This is a genomic window from Streptomyces spororaveus (assembly GCF_016755875.1).
In the GTDB taxonomy this organism is placed as follows: domain Bacteria; phylum Actinomycetota; class Actinomycetes; order Streptomycetales; family Streptomycetaceae; genus Streptomyces; species Streptomyces spororaveus.
In genome coordinates this window covers 1,957,962-1,978,144 of sequence record NZ_BNED01000005.1, presented here as the reverse complement: position 1 = coordinate 1,978,144, position 20,183 = coordinate 1,957,962, and the positions used below count along the sequence as shown (strand labels likewise).

The window sequence follows — 20,183 nt, the reverse complement described above, 5'->3', positions numbered from 1 at the left end:
CCGTCGGTGTGCGTCCTGAAGCCCGAAATCCGTGCCGACGAGCCTAACAACCGCGGGTGGTCCGGGGCCGTCCGCCGGCCTGTCCCGCGACGTCGCTCAGGACGTGGTGGCGCGCTCGTACAGGGCGCGGGCGCCGTCGCCGAACCGGACGCAGTACGAGGTCTCCTCGTCCCCGCCCCCGTCGCGGCCGCCGATCACCCCGATCAGGGTGCCCCGGCCGGTCGTCACCGGGCCGCCGCTGGTGCCGTTGGGTACGTCCGCACAGTCCAGGCGCACCTGCGTCGGCCCGGCCGGGACGGCGGTGTTGCGGCACTCCAGCGGCTGCTCGGCGTAGTTCGGGTAGCCCATGACCCGGGCGGGCGCCGGCAGTTCGGTCCCGAAGTCCATGGTCAGGGCCCCCGTGACGTCCTCCAGCCGCTGCCCGGGATTGCCCGGCCGCCGCAACCGCACCAGGGCGATGTCGTGGTCGGGGTCCTGGTCCCGCGTCCAGCGCGGGTCCACGTCGATCCGGGTCGGCACCCAGATGCCGTACGGGGCCACGCCGTCCTGGTAGCCGGGCGCGAAGGCGAGATTGGTGCGGAAGCCGCCGGTGTACACGCAGTGCGCGGCGGTGGCGACGAGGTCACCCTGCGGGGAGTGGACCACGACGGCCGAGCAGTGGTGGTCGGGGTCGCCGTCGCCGCCGGGGGAGAAGAGCGCGCCGATGGCGGGCTCGGCCGGGGCGGGCCGGGCCTCCAGGGGGTCGGAGGGCTGCCATCCGGCGTACCGCCAGTCCACCGCTCCGGCGGCGGAGAAGGCCCTGCCGTCCGTCGGCGGCTCCGGGTCCTCCCGCACGATCCCGTCCAGCACCGCGGCCGCGGTCTTGTCGGCACGCTCGGGGTCCTGCTGGTAGACGCCCCGCGCGGGATCGCCGTCCGCCCGGTTCGCGGCGATGCCGCGCAGCTCCCAGGCCACGTAGCCGACGCCCGCGAGGACCACGGTGCACAGGAGGCCGACGGCCATGGAGCCCCGCGGGGCGGCCCGGCCCCGCCGCCGTTCCCGCTCGTCAACCCTGTCGACCATGTAGTGCTCCCGCCCCAGACGCTTTCCGGCTCTTCGTTCGATGGGGGAGTGGCGGCCCCGGTTCCGGAGCGTGGACGTGTCCGTGCTCACAGCCCTGCCCCCCGGTACCCCCGCAGGCGGTCCCCCGGTCCACGCGCGGATTTCCGAACTCGACGTTCCATGGCCCCTGTTGTCCCCGCCGGGCTATGGTGCCGGGCGGGGGACGACTGTGCGAGGGGGGCCGGGCTGCGATGCGATTTCTCTTTGTCCACGGTACGGGGGTGCGGCGCGAGCGGCACGACAGGCTGTTCGCCCAGGTCCGCGAACGGCTGACGGCCAGATTCCCCGGAGCGGCCGTCGACTCCTGCTACTGGGGCGACCGCTTCGGCGCGACCCTCGGCGCGGGCGGCCGCTCGGTGCCGGGCCTGCGCCCCGGGCCGCAGGGCACGCCCGACCCCGTGGACGCGGAGACGGCCGAGTGGGCGCTGCTGTTCGCCGACCCGCTGTGCGAGCTGCGGGTCCTGGCCGAGGCGGGCTGGGCGGCCGCCGGCGGCCGGGACGTACCCGGCGACGAGGACGCCGGGTACGCCGAGGACGCCGGGTACGACGACGTCTTCGCGATGCCCGGCGTACAGGCCGCCGGAGGCCGGGTGCTCGCTCTGCTGGAGGGCTTACCGCCCGCACCGCCCCGGACCGGTGACGAGCTCGGCGCCCTGCTGCACGGCACCGGCCTCGTCGCGGGCTTCGCCGCCGCACTGGACTCCACCGCAGGATCCGCCGAAGCGGTCCGGGCCGCGACCCGCGCCACCGGCGAGCCGCAGGCCCGCGAGCTGGCCACCGCCCTCGCCCGGGCCGTGACCGCCGCCGCCCTCGCCGGCGCCACCGACGAGGCCGACTGCACCGGCGCCGAACGCGACCGCCTCGTCGAGCTGCTGACCACCCGCCTCGGCGGCGACGGGCGGGTCCCCGGGGCCCGCGTGGCCGCCGTCCTCGGCCGGCTCGCCCTGCGGGTCACCACCCAGCCGCTCCTCGACGCCCGGCGCGGCTCCCTCACCGTCGGCGCCACCCCGGTGCTCGGCGACATCCTGCGCTACCAGTCCCGCGGCCTTGAGCTGCGGGACTTCCTGCACGCCCGGATCACCGCCGACCCCGGGCCGACCGTACTCATCGGCCACAGCCTCGGCGGGATCGCCCTGGTGGACCTCCTCTCCCTCGCCGCCGCCCGCGGTGAGGCCGTCCCCGGGGCCGAACTGCTGGTCACCGTCGGCTCCCAGGCGCCGTACCTCTACGAACTGGGCGCCCTGACCGCGCTCGAACCCGGCGCGAAACTCCCGTACGGCTTCCCGCGCTGGCTCAACGTCTACGACCGGCACGACGTGCTCTCCTACCTCGCCGCACCCGTCTTCCCCGGCGACCCGCGCGTCACCGACCACGAGGTCCGCAGCCGCCAGCCCTTCCCGGCCTGCCACAGCGCCTACTGGAAACAGGACTCCCTCTACGAGCGCATCGAACAGGCGGTGACCGAGGCGGAGATCGGGTGACTCCCGCCGATTTCCTGCCCCCGGCCCTGGGGCCGCAGCGCACCTTCGCGCTCGTCGCCGGGATCGAGCGCTACGACATCAGCCACCGCTGGAACCTGCGCGGTCCGGCCCGCGACGCCCTGCGCTTCACCCGGTGGCTGACCGGCCCGGCCGAGGTGCCGCCCGGCAACGTGCGGCTGCTGCTCTCCCCGCTCGACGAACCGGGCGACCTGGACTGGACGGACTCCCCGGCCATGACCGCCCTGCGCACGGCGTACCGGCCGGCGACCGAGGAGAACGTGAAATCGGCGCTGCTCGACGAACTCCCCCAGTGCGACGGCGACCTGCTCTGGATCTTCTGGGCCGGACACGGCTATCTCGGGCCGGGCCAGGAGCTGATGCTGCCCTGCGCCGACGCCCGCCCCAGCCAGATCAGACACCTCAACCTCGACTCGGCGCTGCGCTGGTGGCGGACCGACCTCGTCAAACAGCGCCGCTTCGCGCTCCAGGCCGCACTCGTGGACTCCTGCCGGGTCGACGCTCCCCGCGACACCCGGTGGAACTTCGGCAACACCGATTACGGGGGCGGGAGATCGGTGCCGGGCCGGCGCCAGTTCCGGCTCTACGCCTCCCGCGAGGGCGAGGTCGCGCAGAACGACCCCGAGCGCGGCGCCGGCCGGTTCACCGAGGCCCTCCTCGGCGAACTCGGCGCACGGTCGGTACGGGAGAGCGTCAGCGGGCTGCCCGGCACCGCCGTCAGCATCCACCGCGCCTTCCAGGAGCTGCGCGAGCGCGGCGAGGGCTGGCAGCTGCCGCAGTTCATCGTCGACCGGGACTGGGACGCCTGCTCCTTCCTCGACGACGACCTGTCACGGGCCGGGCTGCCCCGAGCCGCCAGGCTCGACCAGGCGGCCTGGGACGGGCTCGGCGAGCTCTTCGAGGGCCGCGAACCGCCGCGCTGCGCCTACGAGGCCTACGCCTGGGCGTTCAAGGCGGCCGGCTGCACCACCCCGGCCCACGGCGGCCTGCCGGGGGACGGCCTGCTGGAGGTGGTCCAGGACCTGGACGAGCGACAGGGCGGGCGCGGCGGAATGCCGCTGGCGGTGCCCTTCGTACGGTTCCTCGCGGACCGGGCCGCCGCCGCGGGCGACGCGCGGTGGGCGGCCCGGCTCGGCGACTGGGTGCGCGCCACCCGCGAGCGCCTCGCCCTGCCGGTGCTGCCCCCGCCCCCGCCCCCGGCCCGCAGCACGGTCGTCCACGTCCGGCTGGAGGCACCGCCGGGCGGGGAGGACGGATACCTGGCCCGGATGTGGCTGCGGGGCGACGGGATCCGGCACATATGGGAGTCGGAGGGGGCGCCGGTCGCACTCGGCGAGGTACGGGAGGAGCTCCTGCGGCAGCTCGCCCTCCTCGGCGCCGCGCCGCAGGACGGCGGCGAAGCCGGGCGGCAGGCGTACGCGGCGGTGGACCGCATCGAGTTCCACGTACCGTACGAGCTGCTCGACGCCGACTTCGACCAGTGGCCGGTGCCCCGCGGCCCGGCCGGCCGGCGCCGCGCGCTCGGCCTGCTCCACCAGGTGGTGGTGCGCTGCCCGCAGGAGCGGGCGGACACCCGGGCCGAGTGGCACGGCTCCTGGCGGTGGCTGCACGCCCGGGGCGGCCGGCATCCCGACGCCGTACGGGTCGTCGCGGACGAGGAGGTCACCGACGTGCTCGGGATGGAGCTGGCCGCGCAGCCGCCGCCCGCCTGCGTCCTCGCGCACACCACGACCGCCCCGCACGCCGGGCTGCTGGAAGCCGTACTCGAAGGCGGGCTCCCGGTGGCCGTATGGCGGCGCGGGGGCGGCCTGCCCGCACCCGCACTCCTCGACCTGCTGGCCCCGGCCGGGCCGGACGGCCGGCCCGACCCCGGCGCACTGGACGTACTGGCCCTGCCCGCGCGGCTGCGGGAGGTGCGCCGGGCGGCCGCCGGAGCCGCGGCGGGAGCCGCACGCGCCCGTCAACCCGGCGCAGGGGGAGACCAGTTGGTGCTCCTGTGGGACGATCCCGACGACATGCCGGGCCTCCGGTCCCTGGCCTGACCCCGACCACCGACAGACGGCGGAACCGAAGATGGAGGCAGAGGCAGTGGTGAAGGACTGGTGGCTGTACCACGGGACCGGTGAGGGCGCGGACCGGCGTGCCCGCCTGGAGGCCGGATTCCCGCCACCCTGGCGGGACTTCACCGGCGCCCCCGACCCCGGATACGCGCCGCCCGGGTGCGCGGGAGCGGCCTGGGAGCGGACCTGGCGGCGCGGCGAGGGCTACGTACCGGACGAACCGGAGAAGGACGTCGTCAACACGGCCCTGCACCTGCGCAGGCCGCTGCTCGTCACCGGGAAACCGGGCGTCGGCAAGTCCACGCTCGCCTACAGCATCGCCTCCGACCTGAACCTGGGCCCCGTACTGCACTGGCCGATCACCAGCCGGACCGTACTGCGGGACGGGCTGTACCTCTACGACGCCATCGGCCGCCTCCAGGAGGCCGGGCTGGAACAGCTGCGCACCCCGGGCGCCCGCCCCGCCACGGCCCTGCCCGTGCCCGCGGCCCCGCCCGCACCGGACGGTGCCCCCGGGCCCGCCGCCGCAGCCGGCCCCGCCGCGCCCTCGATCTCCCGGTACCTGCGCCTCGGCCCCCTCGGTACCGCCCTGCTCCCGCAGGACCGCCCCCGCGTGCTGCTCGTCGACGAGATCGACAAGAGCGACATCGACCTCCCCGGCGACCTCCTCACCGTCTTCGAGGACGGCGGCTTCCTCATCCCCGAACTCGCCCGCCTCGCCCAGGAGGACCCGACCGTCGCCATCGGCACCGACGACGACCCCGACGCGGTCGTACGGATCACGCAGGGCCGCGTCCAGTGCCGCTACTTCCCCATCGTCGTCCTCACCAGCAACGGCGAACGCGACTTCCCGCCCGCCTTCCTGCGCCGCTGCGTCCGCCTCCACCTGGAGCCGCCCGGACCGGACAAGCTCGCCCGCATCGTGCGCCGCCGGCTCGGCGTCGACATCGAATCCGGCGAGGAGTACCAGGACCTCGTCCAGGCCTTCCTCGACCGCGGCGAGGACGGCGACCTGGCCACCGACCAGCTCCTCAACGCCATCCAGCTCCGCCTCGCCGGGGCCTGGTCCGCGCCCGCCGACCGCGAACGCTTCCTCGCCACCGTCATGCAGCACCTGACCGGGCCCACGGCGTGATCGAGCAGCTGCTCGCGGCCCTCGCCGACGGCGCCGACGGCAGCGTCCCGAACACCGGTATCGGGCCGGAGGAGATCGCCGACATCCTGTGGCTGGCGGCCCGGGTCGACCCGGGCCGGGAGGCCCGCCCGCCCGCACCCCCGGGCGCCGACCCGCCGGACGGGCCGCCGCCCCTGCCCGGCACCCCGTCGCCCGAGCCCGGCCCCGCGCCCGGGGCGGGCGCCCCGGACGGCGGCGAACCGTCCGTCCAGCTCTTCCCGGCCGCCCGGCGCGATCCCACCGGAAAGCCGGACGACGACGGCGGCGCCGAACGCCGGGGCTCCCCCCTGCGGCTGCCGCGGGCCGCCTCCCTCGACGACCCGCTCGCCCTGATGCGCTCCCTGCGACCCGTCGGCAGACGCTCCATCGGCGGCCCGGGGGAGGAACTGGACGAGCAGCTCACCGTGGAACGCAGCATCGAGCGGATGGTGACGACCCCGGTCCTGCGCCCCGCCGAGAGCCGCTGGCTGGACCTGGCCCTGGTCGTCGACACCCACCGTTCCATGCTGCTCTGGTCGGACCACGTGGACGAGCTCCGCCGCGTCCTGACCCGCAGCGGGGTCTTCCGCGACGTACGCACCTGGCAGCTGACCGGCACCGGCCCCGGCGCCACCGCGATGGTCACCCGCGGCCACGGCGGCCCGCCCCGCAACCCCCTGGAACTGGCCGACCCCGCGGGCCGCCGGCTGATCCTCGTACTCTCCGACACCGTGGCGGGCGGCTGGCGCGAGGCACCCGTGCAGGGCATGCTCCGCCACTGGTGCGCGCACAACGCCGTGGCCGTACTGAACGTCCTGCCCGAACGGCTCTGGACGCGCGGCGCCGTCCGGCCCGCCCCCTTCGCCGTCCGCGCCGACCGGCCGGCCGCCGCCACCCGCTCCTGGCAGCGCGTCCCGGCCGCCCGCCGCGCCCGCGCCGGACGCCGCCGCGCCGCCGCCCCGGCCGTCGTCCCGGTGGTCGGCGTCGCCTCCGGCAGCCTGGCCCGGCTGGTGCGGGTGGTCTCCGGGGACGGCCGGTGGCGGCGCCTCGCCTGCCTGCGCCTGGACTCCGAGCCCGCCGCCGCGAGCGTCCCGGACGATCCCGTCCCCGGCGGCCGCAGCGCCCTGGAGGTGGTGGAGGAGTTCCGCGCGAACGCCTCGCCGACCGCCCAGCGGCTCGCCGCGCACCTGGCCGCCGTACCGCTCACCCTGCCCGTGATGACCCTGGTCCGGCGCTCCCTGCTGCGCGACTCGGAGCACGGCCACCTCGCCGAGGTCGCCCTCGGCGGGCTCTTCGAGGCCTGGGAGGACGAACAGGACGCGGGAGAGGTGGAGTTCGAGTTCCTGCCGGGCGTACGGGAGGTGCTGCTCGGCTCGCAACTGCGCGGGGACGTGGCCGCCGTACGGGAGCTGGTCCGGCGCCGCGTCTGGGAGTTCGTGTCCCGCAACCGGCGCACCGGCCCGGACTTCTCCGCGACCCGGGTCACCACGGGCCGGGAGGGCGTGCGCCGGGTGGCCGAGGGGGCCCTCCCGTTCGCGGCCCGGCCACCGCGGGATGCGGGCCTGGCCGACCGGGTCGTGCGGGTCCGCCACGACGCGATGCCGGAGCCGCAGGAGGTCGGCACCCTGCTGACGCCGAGGCTGGTCCTCACGGTGGGGGACGCGGTGCCCCCGGCGGGCGCGGTGGCCTGGGTGCGCCCCGGCGACCGGGAGATCCCCTGCCGGGCGGTGTGGTGGGACGACGCGGCCCCCCGGATGCTGCTGCTCCAGGCCGACGAGGACCTGGTGGACCCGGCGCTCTGCGCGGAGCCGCTGCCCTGGCTGACGGCGGGGGACCGCGTCCGCCCGGACCGGCTGCGGATCGACGGCCGCACCGACCAGGGGGAACCCCTCGCGCTCACGGGTGAGACGGCCCCGCACGACGGCGCACGCAACGGCGAACTCGTCCGGCTCTCCGCCGAGCCGGAGGGCTGGACGCACTTCCGGGGCGGACCCGTCTCCGCGGACGGCGCGCTGGCCGGCGTCGTCCACACGGTCTGGCCCGACCGCATGGTGTTCCTGCTGGCCGACGCCCTGCTGGAACAACCGGGCTTCCGTGCGGTGCTGGAGGGTTCCGGACGGGTGCGGGACGCGGAGACCGTGGTGTGCCTCGCGGTGCTGCCCGGCGCCGACGGCGTGCACCCGACCGGGAGCTCCGCGAAGGCCGAGACGCACGCCATGCTGGCCGAGCTCATGACGAACACGGGCGTCACGGGGCGGCTGACCGGCGGTGAGGGGGATGCTCCGCTGCTCGTGGCGCTCGCCGCGCCGGGCGCCCACGCCAAGGCGGGCCGGCTCCTGCGCGAACTGCCCGGGGTCATGACCCGGTACGGATTCCGGCGCATGGACGGCGCGCATCCCTCGCTCGGCGTGGCCGTGGGCGGCGGCGCGGACGAGAGCGTCCGGCTCGTGCGGCACCCCGCGATCGCGGACCGGCTGGGACGGCCGGTGCGCCCCGGGGCGCTCGTCCTCGCCGTCTCCCACCGCCTGCACGAGGAACTGGGCGACGTGCTCGGGTCGCCCGCCCGGCTCGCGCTGCACCGGGTGGGCGGCGGCGACGAGGGCTGGCTGTGCTCCGACGACCATGCGCCCGCCGGGGTGCTCGGGCAGGTGCTGACCGAGGCGGGCGGGCTCCTGGACGAGGGCGTCGACTGGCCGCCGTGCGGACTGGAGGTCTCACCGGGCGACCCGCGGGTCTGCGTCGGCATCCGGCTGCCGGGCCACGGGCGGTGCCTCGCACACCTGGACGTCGAGGGCCAGGAAACCTACCTCGGGACACTGTCGCCGGGGGCCCCGGTGGACCTCCGGGGCACCACCTTCGACCACGGACTGCTGCCGCGCCTCCTCATGGCGCTGCAGGCGGGCGTCCCGGGGCCCGTCAGGCTGGGGCCGGCCGCCTTCGACCGGGCACGGTTCGCGGACGGCTGGAACCGGTCGGACGTCGAGTTCTCGGACCGCGCGTCCTTCGTCCGGGCGGCCTTCGGGGGCCGGGCCGATTTCGCCGGAGCCACCTTCGCCGGGCCGGTCCGCTTCGACGGCGCGGTCTTCGAACACGTCGGTGACTTCGACCGGTGCCGCTTCCACCGCACGGCCGCCTTCCGCCGGACCCTCTTCCACGGTTCGGCGGGGTTCAAGAACGCCGCCTTCCTGGGCGAGGTCTCCTTCGCCCGGGCCGTGCTGGAGGCGTCCGCGGACCTGGTCGGGGTACGGGTGGCCGGGACGGCGGACTTCTCCCGCACCGTCTTCGGCGGCCTGGCCATGCTGAACGAGGCGGGCTTCGCCGGCGCCGTCTCCTTCGCGTCCGCCGCGTGGGAGGGCGGGCTCCTGTCCAACCGGGCCGTCTTCGAAGCACCGGTGGACTTCGCGGGGGCGAGCTTCCGGGGCCGGGTCCGCTTCGACGGCGTGCTCTTCGAGGCGGACTCGCTCGTCGGCCAGTTCCCCTCCGTGGAGCCCCCGGACCGCTGGTCCTCCGTCCGCCGCTCGGACGGTACGTGGGACATCCGGCTGCTCGACGCCGAGGCGTAGCCGGCGACGCGGCGGCCGGGTGCTCAGGGCCCGCTGTGCGAGGCCTCCAGCCGCCGCTCCGGACGATCCGGCCGCTCGGCCGCCACCGGCAGGCTCGCCTCGATCTCGTCGAGGGCCCGGCGGGCCGTGGCGATCCGCGCGCGCACGTCGGGCTCCGCGCCCGGCACCGGGGCGCGGTTCGCCTCCTCCTCGATCTCGCGGGCCTCGTCGAGGGAGTTGAGGACGACGCCGATCAGTACGTTCACCAGTACGAAGGAGGCGAGCAGCGCGTAGGAGGCGTAGTAGACGATGCTGAGCCGGGAGATCTGCAGTCCCGCGCGGACGGCGTCGGTCAGGCCGTCCAGCGTGGTCAGCAGGAACAGCGTGAGCATCGCGCGGCCCACCGACCCGTAGTGCCCGGGGTCCGACCGCGCGAAGCAGACCCAGCCGACCATGGCGTACACGTACAGCACCAGTGCGCCGACGAACAGGAAGCTGGCGGTGCCCGGCAGGCTGCGGCCGACGGCGATCAGCAGGATGCGCAGGTGCGGCAGGAAGCGGGCGGTGCGCAGGACCCGGGCCAGCCGCAGCAGCCGCAGCAGGGTGGTGTTCTCGCGGACGAGGGGGACGAAGGCGGAGGCCACGACCGCGAGGTCGAAGAGGTTCCACGGGTCGCGGAAGAATGCTTTCGGCCGGTCGGCGCAGGCGCCCACGCGCAGCAGCATCTCCAGGGTGAACAGGGCCAGACAGCAGTTCTCCGCGCCCTGCAGCGCGAGCCGGTACTCCCCGGCGAGCCCGCTGTACGTCTCCACCCCCATCAACGCGGCGTTGAAGAGGATCGCGCAGAAGACGACCATCCCGAAGGCGGGCGCCTCCGTGGCCACCCGGCATCGGGCTGCCAGTTTCATCCGACCACGTCCGGCCGGCCTCGGGTCTGTCATCGTGCTCCTCGTACTCTCGTCTGCGCCGCGGACGAAACGGCGGCCCACCCCACTAACGCCGCACCGCCGATCGGGTTTCACCTCTTTCCGCCCGCCAATGCACCGAACGGTGAGCGGGAACGGCCGGACCGTGACCGGGGTGCGGGCGTCCGCTCCCGAACGCCGCTCGCACCGTCGCGGACCGGCACCAAGTGCGTTGCGTGAACAGTCGGTTGATCTGCGGGTGGGGCGAGCCGTCGGCGCATATGCTCGCCTCGTACACATGCACTCCGTACATCCGTACCTCGTGCATCCGTACCTCCGCATGCCTCGCAGCCGTAAGGGGACCGCGACGTGAGTGTCCGTATCCAGCCCTCCTCCCAGGTCGACGAGAGCGCCGAACTCGGTGAGGGAACCACGATCTGGGATCTGGCACAGATCCGTGAGGAGGCCCGGCTCGGGCGCGGGTGCATCGTGGGGCGCGGGGCGTACGTAGGGCCCGGCGTACGGATCGGCGACCACGTGAAGCTGCAGAACTACGCACTCGTCTACGAGCCCGCGGTTCTCGGCGACGGCGTCTTCATCGGCCCCGCGGCGGTGCTCACCAACGACTTCTACCCGCGTGCGGTCGATCCCGAGGGCCGGATCAAGCGAGACGGCGACTGGGAGGCCGCCGGGGTCGTGGTCGCCGAGGGGGCCTCGCTCGGGGCCCGTTCGGTGTGTGTGGCCGGGGTGCGCGTCGGACGCTGGGCGCTCGTCGCGGCCGGCGCCGTGGTGTCCAAGGACGTGCCGGACTTCGCGCTCGTCGCGGGTGTGCCGGCCCGGAGGATCGGCTGGGTGGGCCGGGCCGGAGTCCGCCTGGTGGAGCGCGAGGGAGAGCCGGGCACCTGGGAGTGCCCGCGCAGCGGAGCGCTGCACGACGAGAAGGACGACACGCTCATCGAGCGAATCTGACGGAATGTCGGCAATTTAGAGAACCGGCATTTCCTCAAAACCGCAATCAACGAACATCCGCGGGCATAACGTGTCCATGCACACGGGATCTGGGCAGGCAACAGGCCATGTTCAGTGGGGGGTTGTGCACGACGAGGCACCGGGGCAGTGCCATGACCGGCGCGGGCAGACCCGCGCCTGCCGGCACTGCCGATCACGCGTGTCCCGGTCCGAGGCATCGCTGGGGGGATCCAGACGCGGCCTTCGGACGGTTCGTGCCGTCGGCGTGACGTCGCCGCCGGCACGGACGCCGTCATGCGCAGTCCCCCTCCACGGAGTGACGACCGCCAGGTCGGTCCGAGGAGAAGATCAGAGGGGGTAGGTGTGTTGGAGCCGTACAGCTCGGACATACGGGGTGCGGGGAGCACCAGGGGAATCGGGGTGGGGACCCGATGAACACCACACGATTAGGAGCACTGGCCCAGGAGGACGGGTCGCTGCACGCGCTCGCCGAGCGGCTGCTCGCGCTGGCCGAGGCGGGGCTTCCGCAGATGTACCTGCCGGAGGCCGAGACCTTCGTGTTCACCCGGGCGGGGGTCGTCTCGCCCGAGGGAACTCCCGTCCTGGAACAGCGCGGTACGAGCACCCGGTACGCGGCGATCACCGCGCTGGGGGCCCGTTTCCTGCCCGAGGACCGGCAGCGCGCCCTCTTCGGCGGGCGCACCGCCGAGGAGTTCACGGGCCTGCTCGTGGAGCGGCTGCCCGGGGTCGTGAACCTCGGCGACGCGGCACTCATCGCCTGGGCCGCCGCGGAGACCGGCCATCCCAAACTGTCCGACGCCCTCGACCGGGTGGCCGCACTGGACGTACCCGGGCGGCCGCAGTACACGGTCGAGGCGGCCTGGGTGCTCTCGGCGCTCGCGGCCGCGCGCGCCGTGCTGGACGTGGAGGAGCCGCTCGCGGCGGCCCGCGTCCGGCTGCTGACGGCAAGGGTCGGCGACAGCCCGCTCTTCCCGCACGCCACCGCGCCCGGACTGGTCCCCGGCTACCGGTCCCACGTGGCCTGTTTCGCCGACCAGACCTATCCGCTGCAGGCACTGGCCCGGCTGCACGCGAGCGGCGACGACCCGCAGGCCCTCGCGGCCGCCGACGCCTGCGCCGCCCGCATCTGCGAGCTGCAGGGCGACGGCGGACAGTGGTGGTGGCACTACGACGCCCGTGAGGGCGGCGTGATCGAGGGCTACCCGGTCTACAGCGTGCACCAGCACGCGATGGCCCCGACCGCCCTGTTCGACCTGGCCGAGGCCGGCGGCACGGACTTCGGAGCGGCGATCCGCCGCGGGCTGCGCTGGATGACCGACGTTCCCGAGATCGCCGATCCCACCGGGAACCCGCGGGAGCCGATGATCCGCGAGGACTTCGGCGTCACCTGGCGCAAGGTCTACCGCGGCGACCCGAAGAAGGCCGTCCGGGCCGCCCGCGGGCTCACCACCCGGGTGGCACCGCACACCCGGCTCGCACCGCTCGACCGGATCTTCCGCCCCGGTGCGGTGGACCGCGAGTGCCGGCCGTACGAGTTCGGCTGGATGCTCTTCGCATGGCTCGGGGGGACCCAGAGATGACCCGACGACAGTCGCTCTTCGGAGTCCCGCTCGACCCGCTGACCATGGACGAGACCGTGCAGCGCTGCCTCGACGCGGTGCGGCGCGGCGAACAGATCGAGATCGGCATGGTCAACGCCGCGAAGCTGGTCAACATGCGGCGCGACCCCCTCCTCGCCGAGGCGGTCGCCGGCTGCGACCTCGTCCTGGCCGACGGCCAGGCGGTCGTCTGGGCCGGCCGGGTGCTGGGCGTCCGGCTGCCCGAACGGGTCGCGGGCATCGACCTGTTCATGCGGCTCCTGGCCGCCGCCGAGGTCGCGGACATCCCCGTCTACCTGCTCGGGGCCCAGGAAGACGTCCTCCAGATGATGCTCGTGCAGATCTCCGAACGCTTCCCGAAGCTGCGGGTGGCGGGCAGCCGCAACGGCTACTTCGGCGACGACGACCAGGAGTCCGTCGCCGACGCCATCGCCGACAGCGACGCACGGCTGCTGTTCCTCGGCATGACCTCGCCCAAGAAGGAGATCTTCACCGCCGGCTACGGCAAGCGCACCGGCGCGCAGGTCGTCCACGGCGTCGGCGGCTCCTTCGACATCCTCGCCGGCATCACCAAGCGGGCCCCCCTGGTCTGGCAGCGGATGGGCCTCGAATGGTTCTACCGCACCCTCCAGGAGCCGCGCCGTCTCGGCAAGCGCTACCTCACCACCAATGCTGCCTTCCTCCTCATGACGGTCCGGGAACTCATCCACCGCACACCGTCTGCCGGTTCCGCTTCCGCGAACAGGAGTTACTGATGCGCGTCGTCGTCGTGGGACAGGGATACGTCGGACTGCCCCTGGCCATCCGGGCCGCCGAGGTCGGACACCAGGTGATCGGTTACGACGTGGACACCCGGCGGGTCAAGAGCCTCGCCGCCGGTGAGTCGTACGTGGAGGACGTCTCCTCCGAACGGCTGGCCCGCGCGCTCGCGCGCGGCACCTACCGCCCCAGCGAACTGGCCCGGGACTGCGGCGGCTTCGACGTCGCCGTCGTCACGGTCCCCACCCCCTTACAGGACGGCGCCCCCGACCTGCGCTACATCGAGGAGTCGGCGCACACCCTGGCCCGCTTCCTGCGGCCGGGCGCCACCGTCATCCTGGAGTCCACCACCTACCCGGGCACCACCGAGGAACTGTTCGCGCCCATCCTGGAGAACGGCTCCGGGCTCACCGCGGGCGAGGACTTCCACCTCGGCTACAGCCCCGAACGCATCGACCCCGGCAACACCGTCTGGGGCTTCCAGCAGACCCCCAAGGTGGTCTCCGGCGTCGACGCCCGCTCGCTGAAGGCCGTCGAGGCCTTCTACGGCGAGCTCGTCGACACCACCGTGCCGGTGCGCTCCCCCAAGGAGGCCGAGCTGGCCAAACTGCTGGAGAACACCTTCCGCCACGTGAACATCGCCCTCGTCAACGAGATCGCGATGTTCGCCCGCCACCTGGACATCGACGTCTGGCAAGCCATCGAGGCGGCGTCCAGCAAGCCCTTCGGCTTCATGAAGTTCACCCCCGGCCCGGGCGTCGGCGGTCACTGCCTGCCCATCGACCCCTCGTACCTCAACTGGCGGGTCCAGCGCGAACTCGGCCAGAACTTCCGCTTCGTCGAACTCGCCAACGACATCAACAACCACATGCCCGAGTACGTGACGCGCCGCGTGATCGACGCGCTCAACGCCAAGCGCCGCTCGGTCAACGGCTCCAAGATCCTGCTGCTGGGACTCGCGTACAAGAAGAACACCGGCGACGCCCGGGAGTCGCCCGCCGTCCGCATCGCACAGCTGCTCCTCGACATGGGGGCCAAGGTCCGTGCGGCCGACCCCCACGTGGTGGAGAGCATCAAGGTCGACGCCCGCCTCGTGCGGGTCGAGCCGACCCGCAAGGAACTGGCGGCCGCCGACGTGGTGGTCCTGCTCACCGACCACGACTCCTTCGACTACCAGATGGTCACCGAGCACGCCTCCTACGTCCTCGACTGCCGCAACCGGGTCTCCGGACCCACCGTGGAGGTGCTCTGACCCCGTGACCAGGATCGTCTGCGTGGCCGGGGCCCGGCCCAACTACATGAAGATCAAACCCGTGATGGACGCGCTGGAGCGCCGCGGCGCCGAGGTGATCCTCGTCCACACCGGGCAGCACTACGACGAGTCGATGAACGACGTGTTCTTCCGCGACCTCGGCATCCGCCCGCCCGACCGCTATCTGGGCGCCGGGTCCGGCAGCCACGCCCAGCAGACCGGGCGGGTGATGGCCGCGTTCGAGCCACTGATCGACGAACTGGCCCCGGACGCGGTCGTGGTGGTCGGCGACATCAACTCCACCCTCGCCTGCGCCCTGGTCACCGCGAAGGCCGGCCCCCTGCTGGCCCACGTGGAGGCCGGGCTGCGCAGCCGCGACTGGAGCATGCCCGAGGAGGTCAACCGGGTCGCCACCGACCGGCTCAGCGACTACCTGCTGGCCCCCTCGCCCGACGCCGCCGTCAACCTGCGGGCGGAGGGCTACCGGGAGGACCAGATCCACGTCGTCGGCAACGTCATGATCGACACCCTCCTGGCCAACCTGGACCGGGCCCGGCGCTCCGACGTCCTGGACCGGTACGGGCTCACCCGGGGCGGATACGGCCTGGTCACCCTGCACCGGCCGGCCAACGTGGACGACCCCGGGGCCCTGCGCGGCCTGCTGAAGGCCCTGGGCGAGATCGCCGACCGCTGTCCGCTGCTGCTGCCCGTGCACCCGCGGGCCGCCGAGCGGCTGGCAGAACTGGGCGTGCCGGGCGGCATCCGGCTGGTCCCGGCCGCCGGATACCTCGACTTCATCGCCCTGCAGGACTCCGCCCGCGTGGTCCTCACCGACTCCGGGGGCATCCAGGAGGAGACCACCGCCCTCGGGGTGCCCTGCGTGACCCTGCGGGAGAACACCGAACGCCCCATCACCGTGGAGGAGGGCACGAACGTGCTGGCGGGCACGGACCCGGAGCGCATCACGGCCACCGTGAACCGGGTCCTCGACGATCCGCCCGCGCCGCGCTGCCCCGAACTCTGGGACGGCCGGGCGAGCGAGCGCATCGCCGCGGTCCTGCTCGACGGACCGCCCGCGCACACCAGGCCGCGCCCCACCGACCTCGTCCCGCGCGGGGCGGCCACCGATCGACAGCACGTGCTGTAAACGCAATGCGAAGGGGAAGACGACCATGGATCTCGCGGAGATCTGGCGGGTCATGCGCAGACGCTGGTACGTGCTGCTGCCCGGACTGCTCATCACGGCGGCGCTCACCGCCGCCGTGTACCTGCTGGTCCCGGTGGAGTACCGGTCACAGAGCACGGTGTCGCTGCTGAACTCGAAGAAGGCCACGGTGGCCTTCGACGGCAACCCCTTCCTGAGCACCCAGGCCTCGCTCACCGGGATGGCCGACGGCCTGGCCCGCAACCTCAACTCCGACGACGCCAAGGCCGACCTCAAGTCCCTGGGCCTCACCGGGGTGCACGAGGCGAAGATCGCCGACAACGCGCTCGGCCCCTACATGTGGCTGAGCGTCGTCGGCACCGACCAGGCCGCCGTGCTGAAGTCGGACCAGATCCTCACCACGTACGCCGAGAAGCGGCTGCTGGAGTTCCAGACCCAGCAGTCGGTGGCACCCGACGCCATGATCAGGATGACCGTGATCGTGCCTCCCCAGAAGCCGGAGGCACAGACCAAGGCCAGGCTCCAGTTCCTGATCATGGCGGGCGCGCTGGGCTTCGTACTCAGCCTGGTGGCCACCTTCTTCGTGGAGGCCCGCAAGCGCCGGGGGGCGTCGTCCGGCCGGCACCGGCCGGCCCCCGGGGAGGGCGGCGAACCGGTCGCCGCCGACGCCGGCGACCCGACGGCCACCCTGCGCATGACCGTCGCCCACCCGGCCGGCTCCGGCGCCGCCGGCTCCCGTACGGCCGGACCGTCGTGACCGGCCCCGCGGCGGACACCGAGAGCACCGCCCCGGCGGCGGCGCCCTCGCTCGGGCGCAAGGTCGGCTCCGCCGCCAAGTGGAGCCTGATCAACACCGTGGTGATGCGCCTCGGCAACTTCGCCACCGGCATCGTCCTGGCCCGCTTCTTCCTCGGGCCCGAGGCCTGGGGCGTGTACGGGATCGCCCAGACCGTCCTGCTGGTCCTCCTCTCCGCCAACGAACTCGGCGTCTCGCTGGCGATCGTCCGCTGGGAGGGCGACCCCCGCCGCTTCGCACCCACCGTCCTCACCCTCAGCGCCGCCTCCAGCTGCCTGCTGTACGCCGTGCTGTTCGCGGTCGCCCCGGCGGTCGCCGAGGTGCTCGGCTCACCCGAGGCCTCCGGTGTCCTGCGGGTGATGTGCCTGTGCGTGGTCCTCGACGGACTCTCCCAGGTTCCCGCCGGCTTCCTCACCCGGGAGTTCGCGCAGGGCCGGCGGATGGCCGTCGACGGACTCAACTTCGTCCTGAGCACCGCGGTCACCCTGGTCCTGGCCGTCCAGGGCTGGGGCGCGATGAGCTTCGCCTGGGGATCCGTCGTCGGCAACGTGGCCGCCCTCATCGGCTGCTGCCTCGCCGCACCCGGCACCCTGAGGTTCGGCTGGGACCGGGAACAGGCCCGCGCCCTGCTGAAGTTCGGCCTCCCGCTCGCCGGAGCCAGCATGCTCGCCCTCGGCGTGGTCAACGTGGACACCATGGTCGTCGGCTCGGCCCTGGACCCCCTGGCCCTGGGCTTCTACGTGCTCGCCTTCAACATCTCCGGCTGGCCCGTCCGCATCATCTCCGAAGCGGCCCGCCGCGTCTCCTTCGCCGGCTTCTCCCGGCTGGCCGACTCCCCGCAGGCGCTGGCCGCCGGATTCGCCCGCGCCCTCGGCGTCGTGATGGCCGGCACCGTCCCGATCTGCGTCCTGCTCGCCGCACTCGCCGCCCCCGTCGTGGAACTCGTCTACGGCGAACGCTGGCTGCCCGCGGCCCGGGCCCTGCCCTGGCTGATGGCCCTCGGGCTGGTCCGCATCGGCTGCGAACTCGCCTACGACTGCCTGGTCGCCATCGGCCGCCGCAGCTCCCTCATCGCCGTCCAGGCACTCTGGCTGGTCGTCCTGATCCCGGCCCTCGTGATCGGCGCCCGCACCGGCGGCATCGTCGGAGTGGCCCAGGGGCACGTCCTGGTCGCCGGAGCCGTCGTGGTCCCGGTGTTCCTCCTCGCCCTGCACCGCGGCGGCATCCTCCTGGGCACCGTCGCCCGGGCCTGCGCCTGGCCGCTGCTCGGCGGAGCGGTGATGGCCGGCGTACTCCTCCTCCTGGAGCGGTACCTGGGCGACAGCGTGCTCGCCCTCCTGGCGACCGGAGCCGCCGGCACCCTCTGCTACGTCCTGTGCGTCCTGCCCGGCCGCGCCTCACTCAAAGGGTAGACAGCCGTGACACAGCACCGAAGGCGCCTGACGGCGTGGCTGCTCGCCGGAGTGGTGCTCGCCGTCGTCCTCACCCTCTACCAGGCCGACCGCACCGGCGTGAGCGAGCACGCGGCCGCGCCCGGTACCACCGAAGCCGCCACCCCCTCCACCACGGCCCCGGCCCCGTCCTCGGCCCCGGCCTCGCCGACCCCCTCCGGATCGCCCTCCCCGGCCGCCTCGCCGTCGGCGAGCGAACCACCGCCCACCACCCCCGCCTGCACCTCGCCCGGCACCTGCGGATTCCCCGACGCGAGCACCACCGGCCCGCGGATCGAGCTGGAACGGCACGACACCGGGAACATGTCCGTCAAGCAGGACGGCACGGTCATCAAGGGCTGGGACATCCGCGGCTCCCTCGACATCTACGCCGACGACGTCACGATCATCGACAGCAGGATCACCTCCACCAACTGGTGGGGTGTCAACCTGCGCCCGGGCTTCAGCGGACTGAAGGTCCTGCACACCACGATCACCGCCGTACCGGGCAAGGGCCCCGACAACGGAGGCGTGAACTACGCCGTCTCCAACATGGGCGGCAGCTCGATCGAGGTCGGCTGGTGCGACATCTCGGTGTTCGGCAACGCCCTGTCCATGGGGCAGGGCGACCTGCACGACAACTACGTCCACGACATCGTCGCGTTCCGCAACCAGGGCGGCGAATGGCAGCACACCGACGCCGTCATCAGCGGCGGCGGCAACAAGGGCCGCCTGACCGTCCGCCGCAACACCCTGCTCAACTCCACTGCCGTGGACCGGGGCGCCACCGCGGCCGTGGGACTGTTCGCCGACACCGGAACGGTCTCCTCCGTCGTCGTCGACGGCAACTGGCTGGCCGGGGGAGCGTACGCCCTCTACGGCGGCGGCCCGGGCGCCACCGGCATCCAGGTCACGAACAACGTCTTCTCCACCCAGTACCACCCGGCCTCCGGGGCCTACGGCGCCGCCACCGCCTGGAACGCGGGCGGCGCCGGGAACGTGTGGAAGGGCAACCGCATGTCCGACGGCAGGCCCGTCGAACCCCCACCCGCCTCCTGACCCCCGAGAGGACCGACAGGACATGATGCGCCGGATCGCGCGGGCCCCCTGGGAACTGCTCAAGCGGACCTTCGGCTGGCTGGTGCTCTTCGAAGCCAGGAACAAGGTCCTGCTGGCCCCCTCCGCCCTGCGGCTGCGCCGCCTGGAGGACGCCGAGACCCACCGCCTCGCCGCGGCCCTCGGCGAGCCCCCGGCCGCCCTCGTCGCCACCGTCATCCCCACCCACCGGCGACCCGAGGCCCTGCGCGCGGCGGTCCGCTCCGCGCTCGGCCAGACGGTCACCGACCAGGTGGTCATCGTCGTCGACGACGGCGCCGGCCTGCCCGAACTGCCCGACGACCCGCGGCTGTTCGCGGTCTCCCTGACCCGCAACACCGCGACCGCCGGAGTCGTGCGCAACGTCGGCATCCGGCTCACCCGCTCGCGCTACGTGGCCTTCCTCGACGACGACAACCTCTGGGAGCCCGACCACCTGGAGCAGGCCCTGGCCACCCTGGAGGCACCCGACGGACCCGACGCCGTCTACACCGCACTGCGCAGGGTGCTGCCGGACGGCACCGACCGGGACGTCCTCTCGGTGCCGTTCGACCGCCGCCGGGCCGCCCACGAGGCCTTCCTGGACACCAACGCGTTCGTGGCGCGCCGCAACCGGTCCCTGTACTTCAGCCGGCTGCGCCGCACCCCCGAGGTACTGCCCCGCGAGGACTGGGAACTCGTACGCCGCTACGCGCGACGCCACGAGGTACGCCACCTGCCCCGCCCCACCGTCCGCTACCTGGTCAATCCGGACAGCTTCTACACCGCCTGGGACGGCCCGGGGCCCCGCGACTGACCAGTGTCCGGGCGGCCCGGCAGGCTGCGAGGAAACCCGCTG

Annotated in this window: 15 protein-coding genes; 13 read left to right on the top strand and 2 right to left on the bottom strand. The window is 73.8% G+C overall.

The window, feature by feature from the left end:
• Positions 1-96: 96 nt before the first annotated feature.
• Positions 97-1,062: a trypsin-like serine peptidase gene (locus Sspor_RS11630; protein WP_202199052.1), complete on the bottom strand. Its 966-nt coding sequence runs from the start codon at positions 1,060-1,062 to the stop codon at positions 97-99.
• A 230-nt stretch (positions 1,063-1,292) separates the two neighbouring features.
• On the opposite strand from Sspor_RS11630, the gene Sspor_RS11625 reads away from it, so the two are divergent.
• From Sspor_RS11625 to Sspor_RS41085, 4 genes are read left to right on the top strand one after another with little or no spacing between them, the layout of a single operon-like run.
• The gene (locus Sspor_RS11625; RefSeq protein ID WP_202199050.1) at positions 1,293-2,582 is read left to right on the top strand and encodes an RBBP9/YdeN family alpha/beta hydrolase; all 1,290 of its coding nucleotides are present in this window, start codon (positions 1,293-1,295) and stop codon (positions 2,580-2,582) included.
• A complete protein-coding gene (locus tag Sspor_RS11620) occupies positions 2,579-4,642 on the top strand; it encodes a VMAP-C domain-containing protein (RefSeq protein WP_202199048.1) in 2,064 nt (687 codons plus the stop codon). Before Sspor_RS11625 ends, Sspor_RS11620 begins: the two co-directional genes overlap by 4 nt.
• A gap of 31 nt (positions 4,643-4,673) precedes the next feature.
• Positions 4,674-5,795: an AAA family ATPase gene (locus Sspor_RS11615; RefSeq protein ID WP_202199046.1), complete on the top strand. Its 1,122-nt coding sequence runs from the start codon at positions 4,674-4,676 to the stop codon at positions 5,793-5,795.
• Positions 5,792-9,376 (top strand): pentapeptide repeat-containing protein, encoded by a 3,585-nt coding sequence (locus Sspor_RS41085; protein WP_202199044.1) that lies wholly within the window; start codon positions 5,792-5,794, stop codon positions 9,374-9,376. The genes Sspor_RS11615 and Sspor_RS41085 overlap by 4 nt, the downstream gene beginning before the upstream one ends.
• A gap of 23 nt (positions 9,377-9,399) precedes the next feature.
• Here the strand turns inward: Sspor_RS41085 and Sspor_RS11605 are convergent, their stop codons facing one another.
• A complete protein-coding gene (locus Sspor_RS11605; RefSeq protein WP_237403812.1) occupies positions 9,400-10,263 on the bottom strand; it encodes an ion transporter in 864 nt (287 codons plus the stop codon).
• 366 nt (positions 10,264-10,629) lie between these two features.
• Here Sspor_RS11605 and Sspor_RS11600 point away from each other — a divergent pair, with 366 nt between their 5' ends.
• From Sspor_RS11600 to Sspor_RS11560, 9 genes are all read left to right on the top strand, one after another.
• Positions 10,630-11,229, top strand: coding sequence for an acyltransferase (locus tag Sspor_RS11600; RefSeq protein ID WP_202199043.1), 600 nt, complete (start codon positions 10,630-10,632; stop codon positions 11,227-11,229).
• 431 nt (positions 11,230-11,660) lie between these two features.
• Entirely contained in the window at positions 11,661-12,830 is a 1,170-nt protein-coding gene (locus Sspor_RS11595; protein WP_202199042.1) for a hypothetical protein, read from the top strand.
• On the top strand, positions 12,827-13,603 hold the full coding sequence (locus Sspor_RS11590) for a WecB/TagA/CpsF family glycosyltransferase (protein WP_202199040.1): 777 nt from the start codon (positions 12,827-12,829) through the stop codon (positions 13,601-13,603). The genes Sspor_RS11595 and Sspor_RS11590 overlap by 4 nt, the downstream gene beginning before the upstream one ends.
• A complete protein-coding gene (locus Sspor_RS11585; protein ID WP_202199038.1) occupies positions 13,603-14,859 on the top strand; it encodes a nucleotide sugar dehydrogenase in 1,257 nt (418 codons plus the stop codon). The genes Sspor_RS11590 and Sspor_RS11585 overlap by 1 nt, the downstream gene beginning before the upstream one ends.
• A gap of 4 nt (positions 14,860-14,863) precedes the next feature.
• Positions 14,864-16,006, top strand: coding sequence for a non-hydrolyzing UDP-N-acetylglucosamine 2-epimerase (wecB, locus tag Sspor_RS11580; RefSeq protein ID WP_202199030.1), 1,143 nt, complete (start codon positions 14,864-14,866; stop codon positions 16,004-16,006).
• Between the two features lie 25 nt (positions 16,007-16,031).
• Positions 16,032-16,781, top strand: a complete 750-nt coding sequence (locus Sspor_RS11575; RefSeq protein WP_202199028.1) for a YveK family protein — start codon at positions 16,032-16,034, stop codon at positions 16,779-16,781.
• Complete coding sequence (locus Sspor_RS11570; RefSeq protein WP_237403811.1) at positions 16,778-18,232, top strand: oligosaccharide flippase family protein; 1,455 nt, start codon at positions 16,778-16,780, stop codon at positions 18,230-18,232. The genes Sspor_RS11575 and Sspor_RS11570 overlap by 4 nt, the downstream gene beginning before the upstream one ends.
• A 6-nt stretch (positions 18,233-18,238) precedes the next feature.
• Positions 18,239-19,309, top strand: coding sequence for a hypothetical protein (locus tag Sspor_RS11565; RefSeq protein ID WP_202199026.1), 1,071 nt, complete (start codon positions 18,239-18,241; stop codon positions 19,307-19,309).
• A gap of 22 nt (positions 19,310-19,331) precedes the next feature.
• On the top strand, positions 19,332-20,141 hold the full coding sequence (locus Sspor_RS11560; protein WP_237403810.1) for a glycosyltransferase family 2 protein: 810 nt from the start codon (positions 19,332-19,334) through the stop codon (positions 20,139-20,141).
• Positions 20,142-20,183: the final 42 nt, after the last annotated feature.